The sequence below is a fragment of the Bacillus sp. SKDU12 genome, assembly GCF_010093085.1.
GTDB lineage: Bacteria > Bacillota > Bacilli > Bacillales > Bacillaceae > Bacillus > Bacillus mexicanus.
Genome location: NZ_MSRC01000024.1, coordinates 1 through 23,618, shown reverse-complemented (window position 1 = coordinate 23,618; position 23,618 = coordinate 1). Strand labels below are relative to the sequence as shown.

The 23,618-nt window shown below is 42.1% G+C and carries 39 protein-coding genes and 1 pseudogene; 38 read left to right on the top strand and 2 right to left on the bottom strand.

The window, feature by feature from the left end; translation table 11 throughout:
* Positions 1-27 precede the first annotated feature (27 nt).
* The 37 genes and pseudogenes from rplB to salA all read left to right on the top strand — a co-directional run bounded on the left by rplB (position 28) and on the right by salA (position 21,164).
* On the top strand, positions 28-861 hold the full coding sequence (rplB, locus tag BTW01_RS17940) for a 50S ribosomal protein L2 (protein WP_039076394.1): 834 nt from the start codon (positions 28-30) through the stop codon (positions 859-861).
* Positions 862-918: 57 nt separating this feature from the next.
* Complete coding sequence (gene rpsS / locus BTW01_RS17935) at positions 919-1,197, top strand: 30S ribosomal protein S19 (protein ID WP_039076395.1); 279 nt, start codon at positions 919-921, stop codon at positions 1,195-1,197.
* Positions 1,198-1,213: 16 nt separating this feature from the next.
* Entirely contained in the window at positions 1,214-1,555 is a 342-nt protein-coding gene (rplV, locus tag BTW01_RS17930) for a 50S ribosomal protein L22 (RefSeq protein WP_003156475.1), read from the top strand.
* 3 nt (positions 1,556-1,558) lie between these two features.
* The gene (gene rpsC / locus BTW01_RS17925) at positions 1,559-2,215 is read left to right on the top strand and encodes a 30S ribosomal protein S3 (RefSeq protein WP_003242001.1); all 657 of its coding nucleotides are present in this window, start codon (positions 1,559-1,561) and stop codon (positions 2,213-2,215) included.
* Position 2,216: 1 nt separating this feature from the next.
* A complete protein-coding gene (gene rplP, locus BTW01_RS17920) occupies positions 2,217-2,651 on the top strand; it encodes a 50S ribosomal protein L16 (RefSeq protein ID WP_162104320.1) in 435 nt (144 codons plus the stop codon).
* A complete protein-coding gene (gene rpmC, locus BTW01_RS17915) occupies positions 2,641-2,841 on the top strand; it encodes a 50S ribosomal protein L29 (RefSeq protein WP_003156482.1) in 201 nt (66 codons plus the stop codon). Before rplP ends, rpmC begins: the two co-directional genes overlap by 11 nt.
* A gap of 22 nt (positions 2,842-2,863) precedes the next feature.
* Positions 2,864-3,127, top strand: a complete 264-nt coding sequence (gene rpsQ / locus BTW01_RS17910) for a 30S ribosomal protein S17 (protein ID WP_162104319.1) — start codon at positions 2,864-2,866, stop codon at positions 3,125-3,127.
* A 40-nt stretch (positions 3,128-3,167) separates the two neighbouring features.
* A complete protein-coding gene (rplN, locus tag BTW01_RS17905; protein WP_003225805.1) occupies positions 3,168-3,536 on the top strand; it encodes a 50S ribosomal protein L14 in 369 nt (122 codons plus the stop codon).
* Positions 3,537-3,571: 35 nt separating this feature from the next.
* On the top strand, positions 3,572-3,883 hold the full coding sequence (gene rplX, locus BTW01_RS17900; protein WP_003156486.1) for a 50S ribosomal protein L24: 312 nt from the start codon (positions 3,572-3,574) through the stop codon (positions 3,881-3,883).
* A 26-nt stretch (positions 3,884-3,909) separates the two neighbouring features.
* Complete coding sequence (rplE, locus tag BTW01_RS17895) at positions 3,910-4,449, top strand: 50S ribosomal protein L5 (RefSeq protein ID WP_162104318.1); 540 nt, start codon at positions 3,910-3,912, stop codon at positions 4,447-4,449.
* Positions 4,450-4,471: 22 nt separating this feature from the next.
* Complete coding sequence (gene rpsN, locus BTW01_RS17890) at positions 4,472-4,657, top strand: 30S ribosomal protein S14 (RefSeq protein WP_003156488.1); 186 nt, start codon at positions 4,472-4,474, stop codon at positions 4,655-4,657.
* 31 nt (positions 4,658-4,688) lie between these two features.
* Positions 4,689-5,087: a 30S ribosomal protein S8 gene (gene rpsH, locus BTW01_RS17885; RefSeq protein ID WP_003241998.1), complete on the top strand. Its 399-nt coding sequence runs from the start codon at positions 4,689-4,691 to the stop codon at positions 5,085-5,087.
* Between the two features lie 29 nt (positions 5,088-5,116).
* Positions 5,117-5,656: a 50S ribosomal protein L6 gene (gene rplF / locus BTW01_RS17880; RefSeq protein WP_162104317.1), complete on the top strand. Its 540-nt coding sequence runs from the start codon at positions 5,117-5,119 to the stop codon at positions 5,654-5,656.
* Between the two features lie 32 nt (positions 5,657-5,688).
* Positions 5,689-6,051: a 50S ribosomal protein L18 gene (rplR, locus tag BTW01_RS17875; protein WP_014112347.1), complete on the top strand. Its 363-nt coding sequence runs from the start codon at positions 5,689-5,691 to the stop codon at positions 6,049-6,051.
* A gap of 24 nt (positions 6,052-6,075) precedes the next feature.
* The gene (gene rpsE / locus BTW01_RS17870; protein ID WP_003328273.1) at positions 6,076-6,576 is read left to right on the top strand and encodes a 30S ribosomal protein S5; all 501 of its coding nucleotides are present in this window, start codon (positions 6,076-6,078) and stop codon (positions 6,574-6,576) included.
* 13 nt (positions 6,577-6,589) lie between these two features.
* The gene (rpmD, locus tag BTW01_RS17865; RefSeq protein ID WP_003156497.1) at positions 6,590-6,769 is read left to right on the top strand and encodes a 50S ribosomal protein L30; all 180 of its coding nucleotides are present in this window, start codon (positions 6,590-6,592) and stop codon (positions 6,767-6,769) included.
* Positions 6,770-6,799: 30 nt separating this feature from the next.
* Positions 6,800-7,240, top strand: a complete 441-nt coding sequence (gene rplO, locus BTW01_RS17860; protein WP_019713056.1) for a 50S ribosomal protein L15 — start codon at positions 6,800-6,802, stop codon at positions 7,238-7,240.
* A gap of 1 nt (position 7,241) precedes the next feature.
* A complete protein-coding gene (gene secY / locus BTW01_RS17855) occupies positions 7,242-8,537 on the top strand; it encodes a preprotein translocase subunit SecY (RefSeq protein ID WP_162104316.1) in 1,296 nt (431 codons plus the stop codon).
* 54 nt (positions 8,538-8,591) lie between these two features.
* Entirely contained in the window at positions 8,592-9,245 is a 654-nt protein-coding gene (locus BTW01_RS17850; protein WP_162104315.1) for an adenylate kinase, read from the top strand.
* Positions 9,242-9,988 carry a type I methionyl aminopeptidase gene (gene map / locus BTW01_RS17845; protein ID WP_162104314.1) on the top strand — a complete coding sequence of 249 codons (747 nt, stop codon included), beginning with the start codon at positions 9,242-9,244 and terminating at the stop codon, positions 9,986-9,988. The genes BTW01_RS17850 and map overlap by 4 nt, the downstream gene beginning before the upstream one ends.
* An 88-nt stretch (positions 9,989-10,076) precedes the next feature.
* Positions 10,077-10,320: pseudogene (locus BTW01_RS18780) on the top strand (RNA-binding protein); the annotation flags it as partial.
* The gene (gene infA / locus BTW01_RS17835; protein WP_003156508.1) at positions 10,298-10,516 is read left to right on the top strand and encodes a translation initiation factor IF-1; all 219 of its coding nucleotides are present in this window, start codon (positions 10,298-10,300) and stop codon (positions 10,514-10,516) included. The pseudogene BTW01_RS18780 and the gene infA, both read left to right, overlap by 23 nt.
* A 33-nt stretch (positions 10,517-10,549) precedes the next feature.
* The gene (rpmJ, locus tag BTW01_RS17830; RefSeq protein ID WP_003156543.1) at positions 10,550-10,663 is read left to right on the top strand and encodes a 50S ribosomal protein L36; all 114 of its coding nucleotides are present in this window, start codon (positions 10,550-10,552) and stop codon (positions 10,661-10,663) included.
* 22 nt (positions 10,664-10,685) lie between these two features.
* Complete coding sequence (gene rpsM / locus BTW01_RS17825; RefSeq protein ID WP_162104313.1) at positions 10,686-11,051, top strand: 30S ribosomal protein S13; 366 nt, start codon at positions 10,686-10,688, stop codon at positions 11,049-11,051.
* A gap of 20 nt (positions 11,052-11,071) precedes the next feature.
* Complete coding sequence (gene rpsK / locus BTW01_RS17820) at positions 11,072-11,467, top strand: 30S ribosomal protein S11 (RefSeq protein ID WP_009966385.1); 396 nt, start codon at positions 11,072-11,074, stop codon at positions 11,465-11,467.
* A 176-nt stretch (positions 11,468-11,643) separates the two neighbouring features.
* Complete coding sequence (locus tag BTW01_RS17815) at positions 11,644-12,588, top strand: DNA-directed RNA polymerase subunit alpha (protein ID WP_162104312.1); 945 nt, start codon at positions 11,644-11,646, stop codon at positions 12,586-12,588.
* Positions 12,589-12,665: 77 nt separating this feature from the next.
* Positions 12,666-13,028, top strand: a complete 363-nt coding sequence (gene rplQ, locus BTW01_RS17810) for a 50S ribosomal protein L17 (protein ID WP_003225836.1) — start codon at positions 12,666-12,668, stop codon at positions 13,026-13,028.
* 131 nt (positions 13,029-13,159) lie between these two features.
* Positions 13,160-14,005, top strand: coding sequence for an energy-coupling factor ABC transporter ATP-binding protein (locus BTW01_RS17805; RefSeq protein WP_162104311.1), 846 nt, complete (start codon positions 13,160-13,162; stop codon positions 14,003-14,005).
* Positions 13,981-14,850 (top strand): energy-coupling factor ABC transporter ATP-binding protein, encoded by an 870-nt coding sequence (locus tag BTW01_RS17800; RefSeq protein ID WP_162104310.1) that lies wholly within the window; start codon positions 13,981-13,983, stop codon positions 14,848-14,850. The genes BTW01_RS17805 and BTW01_RS17800 overlap by 25 nt, the downstream gene beginning before the upstream one ends.
* The gene (locus tag BTW01_RS17795; RefSeq protein ID WP_162104309.1) at positions 14,847-15,644 is read left to right on the top strand and encodes an energy-coupling factor transporter transmembrane component T family protein; all 798 of its coding nucleotides are present in this window, start codon (positions 14,847-14,849) and stop codon (positions 15,642-15,644) included. Before BTW01_RS17800 ends, BTW01_RS17795 begins: the two co-directional genes overlap by 4 nt.
* Positions 15,645-15,653: 9 nt before the next feature.
* On the top strand, positions 15,654-16,397 hold the full coding sequence (gene truA / locus BTW01_RS17790; RefSeq protein WP_162104308.1) for a tRNA pseudouridine(38-40) synthase TruA: 744 nt from the start codon (positions 15,654-15,656) through the stop codon (positions 16,395-16,397).
* 161 nt (positions 16,398-16,558) lie between these two features.
* A complete protein-coding gene (gene rplM / locus BTW01_RS17785) occupies positions 16,559-16,996 on the top strand; it encodes a 50S ribosomal protein L13 (RefSeq protein ID WP_003225844.1) in 438 nt (145 codons plus the stop codon).
* A gap of 20 nt (positions 16,997-17,016) precedes the next feature.
* Complete coding sequence (rpsI, locus tag BTW01_RS17780) at positions 17,017-17,409, top strand: 30S ribosomal protein S9 (protein ID WP_003225846.1); 393 nt, start codon at positions 17,017-17,019, stop codon at positions 17,407-17,409.
* Between the two features lie 432 nt (positions 17,410-17,841).
* Positions 17,842-18,609 (top strand): class I SAM-dependent methyltransferase, encoded by a 768-nt coding sequence (locus tag BTW01_RS17775; RefSeq protein ID WP_162104307.1) that lies wholly within the window; start codon positions 17,842-17,844, stop codon positions 18,607-18,609.
* 185 nt (positions 18,610-18,794) lie between these two features.
* A complete protein-coding gene (locus tag BTW01_RS17770; RefSeq protein ID WP_162104306.1) occupies positions 18,795-19,238 on the top strand; it encodes a DUF2521 family protein in 444 nt (147 codons plus the stop codon).
* A 59-nt stretch (positions 19,239-19,297) separates the two neighbouring features.
* The gene (gene cwlD, locus BTW01_RS17765) at positions 19,298-20,011 is read left to right on the top strand and encodes an N-acetylmuramoyl-L-alanine amidase CwlD (protein ID WP_162104305.1); all 714 of its coding nucleotides are present in this window, start codon (positions 19,298-19,300) and stop codon (positions 20,009-20,011) included.
* Positions 20,012-20,105: 94 nt separating this feature from the next.
* Positions 20,106-21,164 (top strand): iron-sulfur carrier protein/transcriptional regulator SalA, encoded by a 1,059-nt coding sequence (salA, locus tag BTW01_RS17760; protein ID WP_162104304.1) that lies wholly within the window; start codon positions 20,106-20,108, stop codon positions 21,162-21,164.
* A 36-nt stretch (positions 21,165-21,200) separates the two neighbouring features.
* Here the strand turns inward: salA and gerD are convergent, their stop codons facing one another.
* Positions 21,201-21,746, bottom strand: coding sequence for a spore germination lipoprotein GerD (gerD, locus tag BTW01_RS17755; protein ID WP_162104303.1), 546 nt, complete (start codon positions 21,744-21,746; stop codon positions 21,201-21,203).
* A gap of 109 nt (positions 21,747-21,855) precedes the next feature.
* On the opposite strand from gerD, the gene kbaA reads away from it, so the two are divergent.
* Positions 21,856-22,452: a KinB-signaling pathway activation protein gene (kbaA, locus tag BTW01_RS17750; protein WP_162104302.1), complete on the top strand. Its 597-nt coding sequence runs from the start codon at positions 21,856-21,858 to the stop codon at positions 22,450-22,452.
* Here the strand turns inward: kbaA and pdaB are convergent, their stop codons facing one another.
* Positions 22,453-23,217, bottom strand: a complete 765-nt coding sequence (pdaB, locus tag BTW01_RS17745; RefSeq protein WP_162104301.1) for a polysaccharide deacetylase family sporulation protein PdaB — start codon at positions 23,215-23,217, stop codon at positions 22,453-22,455. It abuts the gene before it with no gap.
* Positions 23,218-23,618: the final 401 nt, after the last annotated feature.

Here is a 23,618-nt window from a genome sequence, read left to right as displayed (position 1 = left end):
CTGTAAAAAGAAGGAGGGAAATTCAAAATGGCGATTAAAAAGTATAAACCGACCTCTAATGGACGTCGTGGCATGACAACTTCAGATTTTGCTGAAATCACGACTGACAAGCCGGAAAAATCCTTGCTTGCTCCCCTTCACAAAAAAGGCGGACGTAACAACCAAGGTAAATTGACTGTACGTCACCAAGGTGGCGGACATAAACGCCAATACCGTGTTATCGACTTCAAACGCGATAAAGATGGTATACCTGGACGCGTTGCTACAGTTGAATACGATCCAAACCGTTCAGCTAACATCGCTCTAATCAACTATGCAGACGGAGAAAAACGTTATATCCTTGCTCCTAAAGGAATTCAAGTGGGTACTGAAATCATGTCAGGTCCTGAAGCTGACATTAAAGTAGGTAATGCACTTCCACTTATCAACATCCCTGTTGGTACAGTTGTGCATAACATTGAATTGAAACCTGGTAAAGGCGGACAGCTTGTACGTTCAGCTGGTACATCTGCTCAGGTTCTTGGTAAAGAAGGTAAATACGTTCTTGTACGTCTTAACTCTGGAGAAGTTCGCATGATTCTTTCTGCTTGCCGCGCTTCTATCGGTCAAGTAGGTAACGAACAGCACGAACTTATCAACGTTGGTAAAGCCGGACGTTCTCGCTGGAAAGGCATCCGTCCTACAGTTCGTGGTTCTGTAATGAACCCTAACGATCACCCACACGGTGGTGGTGAAGGACGTGCGCCAATCGGACGTAAATCACCAATGTCTCCATGGGGCAAACCAACTCTTGGATTCAAGACTCGTAAGAAAAAGAACAAATCCGATAAATTTATCGTACGTCGTCGTAAAAATAAATAACGGGGTTGTCTACGGTTCAGTTCGGACCGTAGTGCAATCACGAAGGGAGGTTCCAAAATGGCTCGCAGCTTGAAAAAAGGACCATTTGTCGATGGACACTTGATGACAAAAATCGAGAAATTAAACGAATCAGACAAGAAACAAGTGGTAAAAACTTGGTCTCGTCGTTCTACTATTTTCCCACAGTTTATTGGTCACACAATCGCAGTCTATGACGGACGTAAACACGTGCCTGTATTCATCTCTGAAGATATGGTAGGGCACAAGTTGGGTGAATTCGCTCCAACTCGTACGTACAAAGGTCATGCTAGTGATGACAAAAAAACAAGACGCTAAGAGAGGAGGCTTTTAAATGCAAGCTAAAGCTGTTGCAAGAACAGTCCGTATTGCTCCTCGTAAAGCACGTCTAGTAATGGACCTGATTCGAGGCAAGCAAGTAGGTGAGGCAGTATCTATCTTGAACCTTACACCAAGAGCTGCTTCTCCAATTATCGAGAAAGTATTAAAATCCGCTATTGCAAATGCTGAGCATAACTATGAAATGGACGCTAACAATCTGGTTATTTCTCAAGCATTCGTTGACGAAGGCCCTACGTTAAAAAGATTCCGCCCACGTGCTATGGGACGTGCGAGCCAAATCAACAAACGTACGAGCCACATTACAATCGTTGTATCAGAAAAGAAGGAGGGATAAGTAGTGGGTCAAAAGGTAAATCCAGTCGGTCTTCGTATCGGAGTCATTCGTGATTGGGAATCTAAGTGGTACGCTGGTAAAGATTACGCTGACTTCCTGCACGAAGATTTAAAAATTCGTGAATACATTAGCAAACGCCTTTCTGACGCTTCTGTTTCTAAAGTTGAAATTGAGCGTGCTGCAAATCGCGTTAACATTACGATCCACACAGCTAAGCCTGGTATGGTTATCGGTAAAGGCGGTTCTGAAGTTGAAGCACTTCGTAAAGCCCTTAACAGCCTTACTGGCAAGCGTGTACACATTAACATTCTTGAAATCAAAAGAGCAGATCTTGATGCACAGCTAGTTGCTGACAACATCGCTCGTCAATTAGAAAACCGTGTATCTTTCCGCCGTGCACAGAAACAACAAATCCAACGTACTATGCGCGCTGGAGCACAAGGTGTGAAAACAATGGTTTCTGGTCGTCTTGGCGGTGCAGATATCGCTCGTTCTGAATACTACAGTGAAGGAACTGTTCCATTGCACACATTACGTGCGGACATTGACTATGCAACATCTGAAGCTGATACTACTTACGGTAAGCTTGGTGTGAAAGTCTGGATCTATCGTGGAGAGGTTCTTCCTACTAAGAAGAAAACTGAGGAAGGAGGAAAATAATATGTTATTACCTAAACGCGTTAAATATCGCAGAGAGCATCGCGGAAAAATGCGTGGTCGTGCGAAAGGCGGTACTGAAGTACATTTCGGTGAGTTCGGTATCCAAGCTCTTGAAGCTTCATGGATCACTAACCGTCAGATCGAAGCAGCACGTATTGCGATGACTCGTTACATGAAACGTGGCGGTAAAGTTTGGATTAAAATTTTCCCTTCTAAACCTTACACTGCTAAACCACTTGAGGTACGTATGGGATCCGGTAAAGGGGCTCCAGAAGGTTGGGTAGCTGTTGTAAAACCGGGCAAAGTTTTATTTGAAATTTCTGGTGTGTCAGAAGAGGTTGCTCGTGAAGCACTTCGTCTTGCAGCTCACAAATTGCCAATTAAAACGAAGTTCGTAAAACGTGAAGAAATTGGTGGTGAATCAAATGAAAGCTAATGAAATTCGTGACCTTACCACTGCTGAAATTGAACAAAAAGTAAAGTCTCTTAAAGAAGAACTTTTCAATCTTCGCTTTCAATTAGCGACAGGACAACTTGAAAATACTGCTCGCATTCGTGAAGTGCGCAAAGCTATCGCGCGCATGAAAACTGTGATTCGTGAAAGAGAAATTGCTGCTAATAAATAATCACTGAGGGGAGGTCGTGAGCATGAGCGAACGTAACCAACGCAAAGTTTACCAAGGTCGTGTTGTTTCTGACAAAATGGATAAAACGATCACTGTTGTTGTTGAAACTTACAAAAAACATTCACTTTACGGTAAACGCGTAAAATACTCTAAAAAATTCAAGACACATGATGAAAATAACCAAGCTAAAATTGGCGACATCGTAAAGATCATGGAAACTCGTCCATTGTCTGCAACTAAGCGTTTCCGTCTAGTTGAAGTTGTCGAAGAAGCTGTTATTATCTAATAAAGTTCGGAATTCTTTTTCCGAAGGGAGGTAACAAATAATGATTCAACAAGAGACTCGTTTAAAAGTAGCTGACAACTCTGGCGCGCGTGAAGTACTGACTATTAAAGTTCTTGGTGGTTCTGGACGTAAAACAGCTAACATTGGTGATGTAATTGTTTGCACGGTTAAACAAGCAACACCAGGAGGCGTTGTCAAAAAAGGTGAAGTCGTAAAAGCTGTTATCGTTCGCACGAAAAGTGGAGCGCGCAGAAGTGATGGTTCATACATCAGCTTCGATGAGAATGCATGTGTTATCATCCGTGACGACAAGAGCCCACGCGGAACTCGTATCTTCGGACCAGTTGCTCGTGAATTGCGTGAAAACAACTTTATGAAAATTGTTTCTCTAGCTCCAGAAGTTATCTAATGAAATAAATGCCTTATCAAGGAGGTGCGATCAGGATGCATGTAAAAAAAGGCGATAAAGTTATGGTTATCTCTGGTAAAGATAAAGGCAAACAAGGAACAATCCTTGCTGCTTTCCCTAAAAAGGACCGCGTTTTAGTTGAAGGTGTGAACATGGTGAAGAAACACTCTAAACCAACTCAAGCTAACCCTCAAGGCGGTATTTCTAATCAAGAGGCGCCAATTCATGTATCAAACGTTATGCCGCTCGATCCTAAAACAGGTGAAGTGACTCGCGTAGGATACAAAGTGGAAGATGGCAAAAAAGTTCGTGTTGCAAAAAAATCTGGGCAAGTTCTAGATAAATAGTATTAAAAGGAAGGGAGGTCTATCTCATGAACCGCCTTAAAGAAAAGTACAATAAAGAAATTTCACCTGCTTTAATGACTAAATTCAACTATGATTCAGTCATGCAAGTGCCTAAAATCGAAAAAATCGTAATCAACATGGGTGTTGGTGATGCTGTTCAAAACGCGAAAGCAATCGACAGTGCTGTTGAAGAATTAACGTTTATCGCAGGTCAAAAACCTGTCGTTACTCGTGCGAAGAAATCAATTGCTGGATTCCGTCTTCGTGAAGGAATGCCTATCGGTGCGAAAGTAACTCTTCGCGGAGAGCGCATGTATGATTTCCTTGATAAACTTATCTCTGTATCACTGCCACGTGTACGTGACTTCCGCGGAGTTTCTAAGAAATCTTTCGACGGTCGCGGTAACTACACGCTTGGTATCAAAGAACAGTTAATCTTCCCTGAAATTGACTACGATAAAGTAACAAAGGTTCGCGGAATGGACATCGTTATCGTAACAACTGCTAATACTGACGAAGAAGCTCGTGAGCTATTAACTCAAGTAGGTATGCCGTTCCAGAAATAATCAATGAAAGGGAGGCGAAATCGTGGCTAAAAAGTCTATGATTGCGAAACAACAACGTACACCAAAGTTTAAAGTACAAGAGTACACACGCTGTGAACGCTGCGGACGTCCGCATTCAGTCATTCGTAAATTTAAACTTTGCCGTATTTGTTTCCGTGAGCTTGCATATAAAGGACAAATTCCTGGCGTTAAAAAAGCCAGCTGGTAATCCCCAAGAAAGGGAAGGAGGTAATTATATAATGGTTATGACAGATCCAATTGCAGATATGCTAACTCGTATTCGCAATGCAAACATGGTACGTCATGAGAAGCTTGAAATTCCTGCTTCTAAATTGAAAAGAGAAATTGCTGAAATTTTAAAGCGTGAAGGTTTCATTCGTGACGTTGAGTTCGTAGAAGACAGTAAACAAGGTATCATCCGCGTTTTCTTGAAATACGGACAGAACAACGAGCGCGTTATCACTGGTCTTAAAAGAATCAGCAAGCCTGGTTTGCGTGTTTATGCAAAATCTAACGAAGTACCTCGCGTACTTAACGGTCTTGGAATCGCGATTATTTCTACATCACAAGGTGTTTTAACGGACAAAGAAGCCCGTGCAAAACAAGCTGGTGGAGAAGTTCTAGCATACGTTTGGTAAGAAGTTTAACATGAATGGAGGTGTTTGGTATGTCTCGTGTAGGTAAGAAGCTACTTGAGATTCCTTCTGATGTTACAGTAACGTTAAATGATAACAACACTGTAGCTGTGAAAGGACCAAAAGGAGAATTAACTCGTACGTTTCACCCTGATATGGAGATTAAAATAGAGGACAATGTGCTTACAGTCGTTCGTCCTTCTGATCAAAAAGAGCACCGTGCCCTGCATGGTACGACTCGCAGTCTGCTTGGCAACATGGTTGAAGGCGTATCTAAAGGATTTGAAAGAGGTTTGGAATTAGTCGGTGTCGGTTACCGTGCGTCTAAATCTGGAAATAAACTTGTTTTAAACGTTGGATACTCTCATCCTGTTGAGATCGTTCCTGAAGAAGGCATCGAAATCGAAGTTCCTTCTCAAACTAAAGTAGTTGTAAAAGGTACAGACAAAGAACGTGTAGGAGCTATCGCTGCTAACATCCGCGCTGTCCGTTCTCCAGAGCCTTATAAAGGTAAAGGAATCCGCTACGAAGGTGAAGCTGTTCGCCGCAAAGAAGGTAAATCTGCTAAGTAAGATCGCTTAAAGTGAAGAAAGGAGTGACCTAGATGATTACGAAAACTAGCAAAAATGCTGCTCGTCTTAAAAGACACGCTCGTGTTCGCGCTAAACTTTCCGGTACTGCTGAAAGACCGCGCCTGAACGTTTTCCGTTCTAACAAGCACATTTACGCTCAAATCATCGATGATGTAAATGGTGTTACACTTGCTAGTGCATCTACTCTCGATAAAGACTTGAACGTTGAAAGCACTGGAGATTCTTCTGCTGCTACTAAAGTTGGAGAATTAGTTGCTAAACGTGCTGCTGAAAAAGGCATTTCTGACGTAGTGTTTGACCGTGGCGGATACTTATACCATGGACGTGTAAAAGCTTTGGCTGATGCCGCTCGTGAAGCTGGACTTAAATTTTAATAAAAGAAGGAGGGACACATGATTATGCGTCGTATTGACCCAAGCAAATTAGAGTTAGAAGAACGCTTAGTTACGGTTAACCGCGTAGCGAAAGTTGTTAAAGGTGGTCGTCGTTTCCGCTTCGCAGCTCTAGTCGTTGTCGGTGACAAAAACGGACACGTAGGATTTGGTACTGGTAAAGCACAAGAAGTGCCAGAAGCGATCCGCAAAGCTGTTGAAGATGCGAAAAAGAATTTGATTGAAGTACCAATGGTTGGAACTACAATTCCACACGAAATCATCGGACGTTTCGGTGCAGGTAACATCTTGTTAAAACCTGCTTCTGAAGGTACTGGAGTTATCGCTGGAGGCCCTGTACGTGCGGTACTTGAGCTTGCTGGTGTAGCTGATATCCTTTCTAAGTCTTTAGGTTCTAACACACCGATCAACATGATTCGTGCAACACTTCAAGGTTTAAGTGAACTTAAACGTGCGGAAGACGTTGCGAAGCTTCGTGGAAAATCTGTAGAAGAACTGTTAGGATAAGGAGGGAACATTAATGGCTAAATTAGAAATTACCCTCAAACGAAGTGTAATCGGTCGCCCGGAAGATCAACGCGTTACTGTTAGAACACTTGGTTTAAAGAAAACAAACCAAACTGTTGTTCATGAAGACAACGCTGCGATTCGTGGCATGATTAATAAAGTATCTCATTTAGTTTCTGTTAAAGAACAATAAAAATAATTGATCGGATAAGGAGGTGTCCTAATGAAACTTCATGAATTAAAACCTTCAGAAGGTTCACGCAAAACGCGCAATCGCGTAGGTCGTGGTATTGGTTCTGGTAACGGTAAAACAGCTGGTAAAGGTCACAAAGGTCAAAACGCTCGTTCTGGCGGCGGTGTACGCCCAGGTTTCGAGGGGGGACAAATGCCTTTATTCCAACGTCTTCCTAAACGCGGTTTTACTAACATCAACCGTAAGGATTACGCTGTAGTCAACCTAGACAAATTGAACGGTTTTGCAGAAGGAACGGAAGTCACTCCTGAACTTCTTCTTGAGACTGGTGTTATTAGCAAACTTAATGCAGGAGTAAAGATTCTTGGCAACGGTAAATTAGAGAAAAAATTAACTGTAAAAGCCAATAAATTCTCTGCTTCTGCGAAAGAAGCTGTTGAAGCTGCTGGCGGTACAGCTGAGGTGATCTAACTTGTTTAAAACAATCTCCAACTTTATGCGTGTGAGTGATATCAGGAATAAAATCATATTCACTTTACTCATGCTTATCGTCTTTCGCATAGGTGCGTTTATTCCTGTGCCTTATGTTAACGCCAAAGCGTTACAGGCACAGTCTCAAATGGGTGTTTTTGATCTCCTTAATACATTTGGCGGCGGTGCGCTTTACCAATTCTCCATTTTCGCAATGGGAATTACTCCTTATATCACGGCTTCGATCATCATTCAGCTGCTTCAGATGGATGTTGTACCGAAGTTTACCGAGTGGTCTAAGCAAGGTGAAGTTGGCCGCCGTAAATTAGCTCAGTTCACAAGGTACTTTACGATTGTGCTTGGTTTCATCCAAGCGTTAGGTATGTCGTACGGATTCAACAATCTGGCCAACGGTATGCTGATCGAAAAATCGGGCATATCAACATATCTTATCATCGCTCTAGTACTTACTGGCGGAACTGCCTTTTTAATGTGGCTTGGAGAACAAATTACGTCCCATGGAGTAGGCAACGGAATATCGATCATTATCTTCGCGGGGATTGTGGCTAGTATTCCAAAAACGGTTGGGCAAATATATGAGACTCAATTTGTTGGCAGCAACGATCAGCTGTTTATTCATATTGTGAAAGTCGCACTTCTTGTGATTGCGATTTTAGCAGTTATTGTTGGAGTTATTTTTATTCAGCAAGCTGTACGGAAAATTGCGATTCAATATGCTAAAGGCACAGGTCGTTCACCTGCTGGCGGTGGTCAGTCTACACACCTTCCATTGAAAGTGAATCCTGCAGGGGTTATTCCGGTAATTTTTGCGGTTGCGTTTTTGATAACGCCGCGGACAATCGCGTCATTCTTTGGAACAAATGATGTGACAAAGTGGATTCAAAACTACTTTGATAATACACATCCGGTGGGTATGGCAATATATGTTGCGTTGATTATTGCCTTTACGTACTTTTATGCTTTTGTACAGGTTAATCCTGAACAAATGGCTGATAACCTTAAAAAACAGGGTGGCTATATCCCGGGGGTTCGTCCAGGGAAAATGACTCAAGATAGAATTACGAGCATTTTGTATCGACTTACGTTTGTGGGTTCTATATTCTTAGCCGTGATTTCCATTCTTCCTATCTTTTTCATTCAATTCGCTGGATTGCCTCAAAGTGCACAAATTGGTGGAACATCTTTGTTAATTGTTGTCGGGGTAGCCTTGGAGACAATGAAACAACTAGAAAGCCAGTTGGTGAAACGAAACTACCGTGGATTTATGAAAAACTAGAGGAAATGGATTTATCCATTCCCTCTTAATAAAGAGAGGACGGGGGAAATCCGAATGAACTTAGTCTTAATGGGGCTTCCTGGTGCCGGTAAAGGCACACAGGGCGAACGAATTGTTGAGGATTATGGGATTCCTCATATCTCAACAGGAGATATGTTCCGTGCTGCTATGAAAGAAGAAACACCACTCGGTCTCGAAGCAAAATCTTATATTGATAAGGGAGAGCTCGTACCTGACGAAGTCACAATCGGAATTGTAAAAGAAAGACTTGGCAAAGATGATTGTGAAAGAGGTTTTCTTCTGGACGGATTTCCGCGAACAGTCGCTCAAGCCGAAGCTCTTGAACAAATTCTTGAGGAATACGGCAAGCCGATTGATTATGTCATTAACATTGAAGTCGATAAAGACGCTCTAATGGAACGTCTGACTGGACGCAGAATTTGCAGTGTTTGCGGCACAACCTATCATTTAGTCTTTAATCCGCCGAAAACGCCGGGTGTTTGTGATAAAGACGGAGGCGAACTCTATCAACGGGCAGATGATAATGAGGAAACCGTCTCTAAACGGCTTGAGGTAAACATGAAGCAAACTCAGCCTTTACTCGATTTCTATTCTGAGAAAGGTTATCTTGCAAACGTAAATGGCCAACAGGACATTCAAGACGTTTATGCAGATGTGAAGGATCTTCTTGGAGGATTGAAAAAATGATTATCTGTAAAACCCCACGTGAACTTAATATCATGAGGGAAGCAGGGCGAATCGTGGCTTTAACTCACGAAGAGTTAAAAAAGCACATTAAACCAGGTATCTCGACAAAAGAATTGGATCAAATTGCCGAACGTTTTATTAAGAAGCAGGGTGCAATCCCATCTTTTAAGGGGTATAATGGGTTTCGCGGGAGCATTTGCGTATCAGTAAATGAAGAACTCGTTCATGGTATTCCTGGCAGCAGGGTGCTGAAGGACGGTGACATCATCAGCATTGATATCGGTGCTAAATTAAATGGTTATCATGGTGACTCTGCATGGACATATCCGGTAGGAAACATCAGCGATGATGACAAAAAACTTCTGGAAGTGACAGAGGAGTCTTTATATAAAGGCTTGCAGGAAGCAAAACCAGGTGAACGTTTGTCGAATATTTCCCACGCAATACAAACGTATGTCGAAAATGAGCAGTTTTCAGTTGTTAGGGAGTATGTCGGACATGGTGTTGGTCAAGACTTGCATGAGGACCCGCAAATTCCTCATTACGGTCCGCCCAACAAAGGACCACGGCTAAAACCTGGCATGGTTCTCGCTATTGAACCTATGGTGAACGCTGGCAGCCGCTATGTGAAAACATTGGCTGATAACTGGACGGTTGTAACGGTAGATGGGAAAAAGTGTGCTCATTTTGAACATACGATTGCGATTACGGAAACGGGTTTTGATATACTGACGAGAGTCTAGATGATGAAAATGATTCCGAAGACAGATGTTTTTCCGGCTTGATAGGGCAGAAAGTTTGGATGAACATTGGCAAGACTGAATTCATCTTGCCGTTGTCATTGGATTGTTGGATATCATCAATGTACTAACAGCAGACGGAGAAAGCGTACATTACATTCTCCTAAGAAAATGAATATCAATCATTTAACCCTTTATGATTGCGTATCTCCGGAAGTTCAGAACAGTATAAACGAAACAGGGCGTGTGACAAACTTCTTTTGAATTTTGTCAGAAAGCAAGTTACTGATTTGAAGAAGGGAGAACACTTGAATGGCGAAAGACGATGTAATTGAAGTGGAAGGTACGATAGTCGAAACACTGCCAAACGCGATGTTCAAAGTTGAACTTGAAAATGGCCACACTGTTTTGGCTCACGTATCTGGTAAAATCCGCATGCACTTCATTCGCATTTTACCTGGAGACAAAGTTACGGTAGAATTATCTCCATATGATTTAACTCGTGGCAGGATTACGTACCGTTACAAATAAAGCACTCCGGAAACTGAAGGAGGTTGGAAACACATGAAAGTGAGACCATCAGTTAAACCAATCTGCGAAAAATGTAAAGTTATTCGCAGAAAAGGAAAAGTAATGGTGATCTGTGAAAATCCAAAGCATAAACAAAAACAAGGATAATTTATAAGGAGGTGCCCAGAGAATGGCTCGTATTGCTGGTATAGATATCCCACGTGACAAACGTGTTGTTATTTCTTTAACTTACATCTTCGGAATCGGCCGCACAACGGCTCAGCAAGTTTTAAAAGAAGCTGGAGTTTCAGAAGATACTCGTGTGCGCGATCTTACTGAAGAAGAACTTGGTAAAATTCGTGATATTATTGACAAACTGAAAGTAGAAGGTGACCTTCGCCGTGAAGTTTCTCTTAATATCAAGCGTCTGATCGAAATCGGAAGCTACCGCGGAATCCGTCATCGCAGAGGATTACCTGTTCGCGGACAAAACTCTAAAAACAATGCGCGTACTCGTAAAGGTCCGCGTCGTACTGTAGCTAACAAGAAAAAATAAGTAAGGGAGGTTCTTAAACAATGGCTGCTGCTCGTAAATCTAACACGCGTAAACGTCGCGTGAAAAAGAATATTGAGTCTGGAATTGCTCATATTCGTTCAACTTTCAATAACACGATCGTTACGATCACTGACACTCATGGTAATGCTATTTCTTGGTCTAGTGCCGGAGCTTTAGGATTCAGAGGTTCTCGTAAATCTACTCCTTTTGCTGCGCAAATGGCTGCAGAAACAGCTGCTAAAGGTTCAATCGAACATGGTCTTAAAACTCTAGAGGTTACTGTTAAAGGACCTGGTTCAGGCCGTGAAGCTGCAATCCGTGCACTTCAAGCTGCTGGACTAGAAGTCACTGCTATCAGAGACGTAACTCCTGTTCCTCATAATGGATGCCGTCCACCAAAACGTCGCCGCGTGTAATTTGTTTGTATAGATTTTGTGTCCCTGTCAATAATGGGTTATGATACAGTTATTTATGAAACGAATGCACCGACTCGTTGCCTGAGCACATACGGGACTAAACAATGGGGAATTTCGGATGGAATCTCATATGATTCTATTCGAGGTTTCGACGTTTTGAAGGAGGGTTTTAAGTAATGATCGAGATTGAAAAACCAAAAATCGAAACGGTTGAAATCAGCGACGATGCCAAATTTGGTAAGTTTGTCGTAGAGCCACTTGAGCGTGGATATGGTACAACTCTGGGTAACTCCTTACGTCGTATCCTCTTATCCTCACTTCCTGGTGCCGCTGTAACATCAATCCAGATAGATGGTGTACTGCACGAATTCTCGACAATTGAAGGCGTTGTGGAAGATGTTACAACGATTATCTTACACATTAAAAAGCTTGCATTGAAAATCTACTCTGATGAAGAGAAGACGTTAGAAATTGATGTACAGGGTGAAGGAACTGTAACGGCAGCTGATATTACACACGATAGTGATGTAGAGATCTTAAATCCTGATCTTCATATCGCAACTCTTGGTGAGAATGCGAGTTTCCGAGTTCGCCTTACTGCTCAAAGAGGACGTGGGTATACGCCTGCTGACGCAAACAAGAGTGATGATCAGCCAATCGGCGTGATTCCAATCGATTCTATCTATACGCCAGTTTCTCGTGTATCTTATCAGGTGGAGAACACTCGTGTAGGCCAAGTTGCAAACTATGATAAACTTACACTTGATGTTTGGACCGATGGAAGCACTGGACCGAAAGAAGCGATTGCGCTTGGTTCAAAGATTTTAACTGAACACCTTAATATATTCGTTGGTTTAACTGACGAAGCTCAGCATGCTGAAATCATGGTTGAAAAAGAAGAAGATCAAAAAGAGAAAGTTCTTGAAATGACTATAGAAGAATTGGATCTTTCTGTTCGTTCTTACAACTGTTTAAAGCGCGCGGGTATTAACACAGTTCAAGAGCTTGCGAACAAGACGGAAGAAGATATGATGAAAGTTCGTAATCTAGGACGCAAATCACTTGAAGAAGTGAAAGCGAAACTGGAGGAACTTGGACTCGGACTTCGCAAAGACGATTGACTAGTTTCCCTTGTGAACTAGGATTTTCGTGTGTTTATAATTCAGAAACAGCATTCCAATAAAGGAGGGGACATCATATGTCATACAGAAAACTAGGACGTACGAGTGCACAGCGTAAAGCTATGCTTCGTGATCTTACAACTGATTTGATCATCAACGAAAGAATCGAAACAACTGAAACACGTGCGAAAGAACTTCGCTCTGTAGTTGAAAAAATGATCACGCTTGGCAAACGCGGTGATCTTCATGCTCGCCGTCAAGCTGCTGCATACATCCGCAACGAGGTTGCAAACGAAGAAAATAACCAAGATGCACTTCAAAAATTATTCTCTGACATTGCAACTCGTTATGAGGAGCGCCAAGGTGGATACACACGTATTATGAAGCTTGGTCCTCGCCGTGGTGACGGAGCACCAATGGCAATTATCGAATTGGTTTAATCACATATTTTTGTGTATCTAAAGAAGGGCGGGACAGTTTCTAACTGGATCTATGCCCTTTTTTTAGATACTGCAACTTTTTATATATAGAGAGAAAAGCAGAGCATTAGCTGAGAGGAGGCCGGTTTTCCATGAATCAAAATCAGTTGATATCGGTAGAGGATATCGTTTTTCGATATCGGAAAGACGCAGAAAGACGGGCACTAGACAGCGTCTCCCTGCAGGTGTATGAGGGTGAGTGGCTTGCAATTGTAGGTCATAACGGTTCAGGGAAATCAACACTGGCGCGGGCATTGAATGGTTTAATTCTTCCTGAATCAGGCGGCATTAAAGTTGCCGGAATTCAATTGACAGAGGAATCGGTTTGGGAAGTGCGTAAAAAGATAGGTATGGTCTTTCAAAATCCGGATAACCAATTTGTCGGAACGACTGTTCGCGATGATGTGGCTTTTGGTTTAGAAAACAATGGTGTACCGCGGGAAGAAATGATTGAGAGAGTAGACTGGGCAGTAAAACAGGTGAATATGCAAGATTTTCTCGATCAAGAGCCGCACCATCTCTCCGGAGGCCAAAAGCAGAGGGTTGCGATTGCGGGGGTTATTGCCGCACGTCCTGATATCATTATCTTAGATGAAGCAACATCCATGCTTGATCCGATCGGGCGAGAAGAAGTGCTTGAAACGGTAAGGCATTTAAAGGAACAGGGCATGGCGACTGTCATTTCTATTACACATGATCTGGATGAGGCAGCAAAAGCAGACAGGATCATCGTGATGAATGGCGGCAAAAAGTATGCCGAAGGGCTGCCTGAAGATATTTTTAAATTGAATAAAGAACTTGTCCAAATCGGGCTTGATTTGCCTTTCTCATTCCAGCTAAGCCAGCTTTTAAAAGAAAATGGACTGGCTTTGGAAGAAAATCATTTGACTCAGGAAGGACTGGTGAAAGAGCTGTGGACATTACAATCAAAGATGTAGAGCATCGCTATCAGATGAAGACGCCGTTTGAGCGCCTTGCACTCTATGATATCAATGCATCGATTAAAGAAGGCAGCTACGTAGCAGTTATCGGGCATACAGGCTCTGGTAAGTCCACTCTTTTACAGCACCTAAATGGTCTTCTGAAGCCAACGAAGGGACAAATATCATTAGGCAGCACTGTCATTCAGGCAGGGAAAAAGAATAAAGATCTGAAATCTCTTCGTAAAAAAGTCGGAATCGTTTTCCAATTTCCTGAGCATCAATTATTTGAAGAAACAGTACTTAAAGATATTTCTTTCGGACCGATGAACTTTGGTATAAAAAAAGTAGATGCTGAACAAAAAGCGAGAGAGATGCTAAAGCTTGTAGGATTATCAGAAGAGCTTCTGGACAGATCGCCTTTCGAATTAAGCGGGGGGCAAATGCGCAGAGTGGCAATTGCCGGAGTGCTTGCAATGAATCCTGAAGTGCTTGTTCTTGATGAACCGACTGCAGGGTTGGATCCAAGAGGGCGAAAAGAGATTATGGATATGTTTTATGGGCTTCATCAACGGGGAAACCTGACGACGATTCTTGTGACACACAGTATGGAAGATGCGGCTGCCTACGCTGATGAAATGATTGTCATGCATAAAGGTACGATCCAAGCATCAGGCAGTCCGCGTGATTTGTTCTTAAAAGGTGAAGAGATGGCTGGCTGGGGGCTGGATCTTCCGGAAACAATAAAATTCCAAAGACAGCTGGAAGCTGCACTTGGTGTCAGGTTTAAAGAGCCTATGCTCACAATAGAAGATGCAGCTGCTGAAATCCGTGCTCTTTTTCAAGGGGAGAAAACCTTATGATGGACAGCATGATTATCGGCAAGTATGTACCGGGCTCTTCACTTGTCCACCGGCTTGATCCCAGAACAAAACTAATCACCATCTTTTTATTTGTCTGCATTGTATTCCTAGCTAATAATGTGCAGACATATGCACTACTGGGGTTATTTACCGCAGGCGTTATTGCTTTAACAAAAGTTCCTTTCTCTTTTTTAATAAAAGGATTAAAGCCTATCATTTGGATCGTTCTTTTTACGTTTCTTCTTCACATTTTTATGACACATGAAGGCCCGGTTATCTTTCAACTAGGCGTCTTCAAAGTTTATGAGGGCGGTTTGGTTCAAGGGATATTCATCTCTCTCAGATTCGTCTATTTAATTTTAATCACCACTTTATTAACGCTGACGACAACACCGATTGAGATTACCGATGGGATGGAGAAGCTGCTGAATCCATTGAAAAAACTAAAGCTTCCCGTTCACGAGCTCGCACTTATGATGTCAATATCTTTGCGGTTTATTCCGACCTTGATGGAGGAGACTGATAAGATCATGAAGGCTCAGATGGCGAGAGGCGCTGATTTTACAAGCGGACCAGTTAAAGACAGAGTGAAGGCTATTGTCCCGCTCCTTGTCCCTCTTTTCGTCAGTGCATTTAAACGCGCTGAAGAGCTTGCGGTAGCAATGGAAGCAAGGGGCTATCAAGGCGGAGAAGGACGCACGAAATACAGAAAGCTTGTATGGACAGGCAAAGACACTTCTGTCATTGTCAGCTTGATGATTTTGGCTGTTTTGTTATTTTTCTTAAGGACTTAGAGGTGCAGTATGAGACTGAAATGCACGATTTCTTATGACGGACATTTATTTAATGGATATCAGGTACAGCCGAACAAAAGAACGGTTCAGGATGAACTGGAGAAGGCTTTGGCTGTCCTGCATAAGTCGAAAGAGAGAATCCCGGTCGTTTCGTCAGGAAGAACAGACAGCGGGGTTCACGCAGCCGGACAGGTCATTCATTTTGATACTTCGCTGTCAATTCCAGCGGAGAGATGGCCTTATGCTTTAAACTCACTGCTTCCGGACGATATCGCAGTCAAACAAGCAGAAATTGCGGATGATGGGTTCCATGCACGATTTAGCGCAGTCAAAAAAGAATATCGCTATTTTGTATACACGGAGAAATACCCGGACGTATTTAAACGGCATTACGCTTACCATTTTTCATATCACCTTAATGTGCAGGACATGAGAGAAGCGGCAAAGCACCTTATAGGGACACATGATTTTACGAGCTTTTGCGCGGTTAAAACAGACGTGCAGGACAAGGTAAGAACGATTTACGAACTTGATTGGACTGAGACAGATGATGGCCTGCAGATGCGGATCATAGGCAGCGGCTTCTTATATAATATGGTCAGAATTATTGCGGGTACTTTGCTTGATGCAGGTATTGGTAAAATTTTTCCTGATGATGTGAAATCCATGCTGGATGCGAAGGATCGCGAAGCGGCAGGGCGCACAGCGCCAGGGCACGGGCTGTATTTATGGAACGTTTTCTATGACAACTAAACCAGGTGTGTAATATTTTCTTGACAGAGTCTGCATAAAGTTATAAGATATCATATGGTATGTATTTCAACCCCACGATAAGCCCCGGAACTTATTGTGTTGTGAAATAGAACGTAATCGAAGTTTATTGAAAATGACAGATCATTTAGGAGGGAAATTCAATGCGTACAACACCTATGGCTAACGCAAGTACTATTGAACGCAAGTGGTTAGTTGTTGATGCGGCTGGCAAGACTTTAGGACGTCTTTCTACAGAAGTTGCATCTATCCTTCGCGGAAAACACAAACCGACTTACACACCACACGTTGATACTGGAGATCATGTGATCATCATCAACGCTGAAAAAATCGAGTTAACTGGTAAGAAGTTAACTGACAAAATCTACTACCGTCACACTCAACATCCAGGTGGATTAAAATCAAGAACTGCTCTTGAAATGCGTACAAACTACCCTGAGAAAATGCTTGAGCTTGCTATCAAAGGCATGCTTCCAAAAGGTTCTCTAGGTCGTCAAATGTTCAAAAAATTGAACGTATACCGTGGTTCTGAGCATCCACACGAAGCACAAAAACCTGAAGTTTACGAACTTCGCGGTTAATTAAAAAGGAGGTTACCAATTTGGCACAGGTTCAATATTACGGTACTGGCCGTCGTAAAAGTTCTGTAGCGCGTGTGCGCTTAGTTCCAGGAGAAGGTCGTATCGTCGTTAATAATCGTGAAATCAGCGAGCACATTCCATCTCCAGCTCTAATCGAAGATATCAAACAACCATTAACTTTAACTGAAACAGCTGGTACTTATGATGTTTTAGTAAACGTACATGGAGGCGGCTTATCTGGTCAAGCTGGAGCAATCCGTCATGGTATCGCTCGTGCTTTGCTTGAAGCAGATCCAGAATACCGTGCAACACTTAAACGTGCAGGTCTTCTGACTCGTGACGCTCGTATGAAAGAACGTAAAAAATACGGTCTTAAAGGCGCTCGTCGTGCACCTCAGTTCTCAAAACGTTAATTTTACGTTTCAAAGCTCTCAACCTTGTGTTGGGAGCTTTTTTTGTTTTTTGGCACCTCCGCATCCAGCTAATAACCATTAACCATTGAAAGAGCTAAGCGAAATGCTTGCTAATAAACGCTCTAGCTGTAATAATCATGATAGCTTTCATTAGCCATAATTACTTTAAATCTGGCCAGCTCATTTTAACCACTAATCTCCCCTTTGTTTAACCCCAGCTGATTCTTCATCTGTTTCATAGCCGGGGGAACATTCACTCTTTGCTAATGACAACATTTGACGAAATAAGTGTAAATCAGATCATGTAAATCACATATCTCCTTTGTGATTTTTTTGCGTTTTCATGAACTTTTTCTAAATATACAAAGGGAAAGCGATACCAATCTAGAAATATTTGTTATACTCTATACACTAAAGTAAGGAGAACGATTCATGAATGCGTTAGTAGACCATAATAGCAAAGCTTGGGATCAAAAAGTAGACACAGGCAATGAATGGACTGTTGCTGTAGAGCAGCATGTCATCGAACAAGCGAAAACAGGCAGTTGGGATATAAGGGTCACACCGATGAAAGATGTACCAAGAGACTGGTTTCCGCCTATTAAGGGGCTGAAAGTACTCTGCTTAGCATCAGGTGGCGGCCAGCAGGGCCCCGTTTTGGCAGCGGCAGGAGCGGATGTCACTGTATTAGACAACTCAGAAAAACAGCTGAACCAGGATAGAATGATTGCTGAGCGTGACGGTCTCACCATACATACCATCAAAGGGAGTATGGATGATCTTAGTCAGGTTCAGGATGAATCATTTGATGTCATTGTACATCCTGTTGCCAATGTTTTTGTTGAGAATGTCCTCCCGGTTTGGGAGGAAGCGCACCGTGTGCTGAAAAGAAACGGCGTTCTCATTTCAGGTTTTGTCAATCCAGTCGTATTTCTGTTTGATGTAGAATTAGAACAGCAAGGGATTTTAAAAGTAAAACACTCCATTCCATATGCCGACTCAGAAGATCTTCCAAAACATAAAGTGAAAAAAATGATTGAGAATCATGAGGCTCTTGAATTCGGCCATTCTCTAGAAGACCAAATTAAAGGCCAAATTGATGCCGGCTTTGTCGTCACTGGTTTTTATGAAGATAAAGGTGGGTTTGTATTGGACCAATATATTCATACATATTCTGCAACAAGAAGCTTGAAAGTATGAAAAGCAGCACCTGTTCATAGGGCTGCTTTTTTAATAACCTCTTACAGAACATTCGTTCTACACTCGCGGAAAGCTGCTAAATCCTCTTCTTATATCACCTTCATTTGGGCGAATTTCCAATCGAAATCGGGCATTGTTTTACCATCCGAACCTCAAAATAACCGGTAAAAGGAGAGTGAATATGTATGGCTGAGGTGCTGTCTTTTATGGACGTGAAACGTCAAAAGGATTTTGAATTAGAAAAGAACTTGCTCAAAGAACTCTCTCTCAGACAAATTATCCAGTCTGTTAAGAACTGTTTGGAACCGTTATTTCCGTTTTTACATGATGAACGAGATATCATTAGCGAAGGCTGTATTGATTTTGCTATAGAAGCTTATTTGTTAGGTGGGCGTTTTGGAGTATTCGTCTATTACGGAGAATCCATGCAGAGCATCAGTGCCCGCTCTGCAAGAGAAGAAGAAGAGCTTCGTCTGGAGTTTTTTGATTACCTTTATAATTGGATACACGAGCAATACGCGACATTTGATAAAAAAACGGTGTATGAAGCTGCATGCAAATTTATTAAAGACTGGTGGACAGCCGGGGTTGTCCAAAGAGAAAAACAGTGTAAGCTTCGCATGCGGTGATCATATTTCCCAGCCCTGTCCCATAGTTATGTAATAACGGACAAGCGGGAGGGGAAGGGATGAGGAAAAAGCTGAAATGGCTCGGTTTTTTGTTAGGCTTCATTGTACTGCTATTTCTATTTAAGTATCAGTTCAGCAATAATGATTCTTGGAAGCCGTGGAGCCTGCCCTTGAGCGGGAAAATTATCTATTTAGATCCAGGTCATGGCGGACCTGACGGCGGAGCAGTTGGCGGAAAAATGTTAGAGAAAGATGTAACGTTAGAAGTGGCCTTTAGAGTCAGGGATTACCTTCAGGAGCAAGGGGCGCTTGTCATTATGACCAGAGAACGTGATACGGATCTCGCACCAGAAGGAACGAAAGGCTATAGCAGACGAAAAGCGGAAGACCTAAGGCAGCGAGTCAAATTAATAAACCATTCAGAGGCTGAACTCTATATCAGCATTCATCTCAATGCAATTCCATCACAAAAGTGGAGCGGAGCCCAAAGCTTTTATTATGGAAAATATGCAGAAAATGAAAAAGTAGCGAAATACATTCAGGATGAATTGAGAAGAAATTTGGAAAACACAACTCGGAAGGCAAAACGGATTCATGGGATCTACTTAATGCAAAACGTTACCAAACCGGGGGCACTTGTAGAAGTCGGCTTTTTATCCAATCCAAGCGAAGCGGTGCTGCTAGGGAAACCGAAATATCAGGACAAGGTGGCATCTTCCATATATAAAGGTATTTTGCGATATTTCACAGAAAATGGAGACCCTCCGGAGTAAAGGAGGGTTTTCGTATGTTCTACGCGTAAGACACCTGCGATTTATGTATGATATAATACTGATTGTAAACGAATACACAAAAGGGAGAGGTTCGATGATAAGAGAAGATGAGGTAAGAAAACGAGTCAGTGAAATGCGCGAACCTTTTCTTCAAAGACCTTTGGGAGAATTGGATGCTGTTAAGGAAATAAAAATAAAGCCTGAAAAACGGCATGTCAGCGTAAAAATCGCTCTTGCCAAAACTGGGACTGCTGAACAAATGAAGATTCAGCAAGAGATCGTAAACACCTTAAAAGAGGCAGGCGCTGAGACGGTCGGTCTCCGATTTGAAGAGCTGCCTGCAGAAACGGTTGCTAAATTCCGAGCGCCGTCAGCTGAGAAAAAAACATTATTAAACATGGACAACCCTCCAGTTTTTCTTGCTGTAGCTAGCGGAAAAGGCGGCGTAGGCAAATCAACTGTATCAGTAAACCTTGCTATTTCTCTGGCTCGTCTCGGGAAAAAGGTCGGTTTAATTGATGCGGATATTTATGGCTTCAGTGTGCCGGATATGATGGGTATCACTGTGCGACCTACTGTTGAAGGAGAGAAACTGCTTCCTGTTGAACGCTTTGGGGTAAAAGTGATGTCAATGGGCTTCTTCGTGGAAGAAAATGCTCCGGTCGTATGGAGAGGGCCTATGCTTGGTAAAATGCTGAATAACTTTTTTCACGAAGTAGAGTGGGGAGAGGTAGATTATATCGTTCTCGATCTTCCGCCTGGAACAGGGGACGTTGCTCTTGATGTACATACAATGCTGCCGAGCTGCAAAGAAATCATCGTATCAACGCCGCATCCAACAGCTGCTTTTGTCGCGGCCAGAGCGGGCTCTATGGCAATTAAAACTGATCATGAAGTTGTTGGTGTCATAGAGAACATGGCTTATTATGAAAGCATAAAGACAGGGGAAAAAGAATATGTCTTTGGTAAAGGCGGGGGAGATAAGCTGGCTGAGGAGCTGCACGTGCCTTTACTCGGCAGAATCCCGTTGAAACAGCCTGATTGGGATAAGGATCAATTTGCTCCGTCTGTTTATGACGAAAATCACCCTGTCGGAGAAATATATCAGGACATTGCAAAAGAAATAGCTGCAAAGGTGTCAGAACAATTATAAAAAGGTGAACCGGGATTTTAGATCCCGGCTTTCCCTTTATTCACTTTCTTTTGCTGCTTTTTTCAGCTCATCTTCAAACTGTTTTTTGTAAAGCGGGCTTGAAAGTGTTTCGTTAATGACCTCCTCTAAGTAACTGCGGAATTCTTGGCTTTTTGCGAGTTCGCTGTACTTTTTATTCATGCCCGGATCCTGCATAACGCCCATCAGCATCTTTTGGTAATCCGGATCCTTCATCAGTTTTTTAATCACTTTTTCATGCTCTGTCTGAAGAGTTTTGGCAAAGCCTTCAGCGAAATTAGTGTCTTCAAAGATGTTTTTCCAAAATTCTTCACCTTTTTTAGAGGTAAGTGTTTTTTCTATTGTTCCTTTAATTGCATCTTGGTCAATCACCAGCGCCTCATTCATCGCATCATCGTTTAATAATTCCTTAATGGCTTTCTTTCCATCATCAGTTTTTAATATATCAACAACCATTTTTTTGGTCTGATCATAGTCCATATCCGCTGCTTGGTCTTTTGGAGCGCAAGCTGTTACAGATAAAAACAAAAAACAGCTCATCAATAGCGTTTTGGCTTTTGACATGCTTAAGCTCCTTTCACATACTTGTCTTACTTTTAATATGATTCATCTGTTTGGAATTATACATAACAAAATATCGCGGTTTGCGATTTTTGAGGGGATGAATAAAGAAATGAAAAGCCGTGGTTTAGTTCGTTTTTTCTTTTCTATTTTAGCTGTCGGAGCGGTTATCACGAGTATTGTGGGTTTTGCTTTAAAATGGGGAGAGTATAGAGGGTTGTTTCTTGCTTTTGAAGCGGGACAGATTTTTTCTGTTTTATTTTGGTTTATCGGCGTAGGGATGATTTTCAGTGTGATCAGCCAAATGGGCTTTTTCGTGTTTTTAACAGTTCACCGATTTGCGCTTGAAATATTAAGGTCCTCGTCTTTGTGGAATTTGCTTCAGTTGTTTTTCGTCCTGTTTGTTGCTTTCGATTTAATGTACGTCCGCTTTCTGTTTTTTGGCGAGAGCGGAGAGTCGCTGGCAGGCTATGCGTGGTTACCGGTACTTTTATTGATTTTTGGGGTGATTACAGCTTATATAAAGCAAAAGCAGTCCTCTAAGAAAACCTTTGTATCATCGTTGTTTTTAATGGTTGTGATGACAGCATTAGAATGGTTTCCAGCATTAAGAGTAAATAATGAGGACTGGCTTTATTTGATGCTTTTTCCTTTAATGGCGTGTAATGCTTTCCAATTGCTGATGCTGCCGAAATTTGCAGCGAAGTGATTACTTTACCTCTTCGGATTTGGCATCTGAGTTTGCGATGAGATCACCTACGGTTACATTTTTAAATCCTTTTTCTTGCAGCTGGCGGATGATATCAGGCAATGCTTCATCTGTTTGTTTTGCCGAGTCGGAGGCGTGTAAAAGAACAATATCTCCTCCGGAAACCTGCTTGGTCACATTATCGATGATTTTTTCAACCCCGGGATTTGTCCAATCCTGAGAGTTAACACTGTAATGAACGACTGTATAATTGTATTGCTTTGCGACCGTTAGAACATTCTTATTAAATTGTCCGGTAGGGGGTCTTAATAGCTGTATGTCTTTGATCCCTAACTTGTTGAAAGCAGTTTTTGCACGGTTAATGTCCTTTTTTATTTCGCTGCTCTCTAAATTGGCATAGTTTTTATAGGCGTAGCCCATGCTCCCAATTTGATGGCCATCACTCACAATACGTGCTACTGTGTCAGGGTGGCGCTCAGCCCAAGAAGCGGAAAGGAAAAATGTCGCGTTTTTTATCCCGTTCGCTTTCAAGGTATCAAGAATGGGTTCTGCTTTCTCATCCCCCCAGCTGATGTCAAATGTAAGTGCAATGTCTTTTGAATCCGCTTCCCCTTTATAAATGGCTTTAGGTCCGGTGTCAGTTGAAAACACGGGAAGCGGAACAGCTCTTTGAATATAAAAAAAGCTTGCTGCTGCAAATGCGGCGATAAGTATAATAATAAATTGTTTCACTCTTTTAATGTGCCACACATAGAAGTGATTCACTGATGATGCCTCCTTATCTTGTCCATCATTCCTGTGTTACATCTTATGAGTATGGACAATTGAATATAACTGATAAAATGCTTTTAATATAAAGATTAAATTAAGTGTTGACCATTTTATAATATCTGTGATACATTATTATACGTCGCTGATAAACAGCTGACATCAAATAAAAGCTTCATTAAACACTTTGGAAAAAGTTGTTGACTTAAAAGGAGCTAAATGTTATATTAATAAAGCTGCTTCGTTAAGCGGCAATAATGATCTTTGAAAACTAAACAAGACAAAACGTACCTGTTAATTCAGTTTTAAAAAAATCGCACAGTGATGTGCGTAGTCAGGGGCCTGCACGATGCAGGTCATGCAGATGTTGTCACAGGATGTGACGAACTTAATCTGCG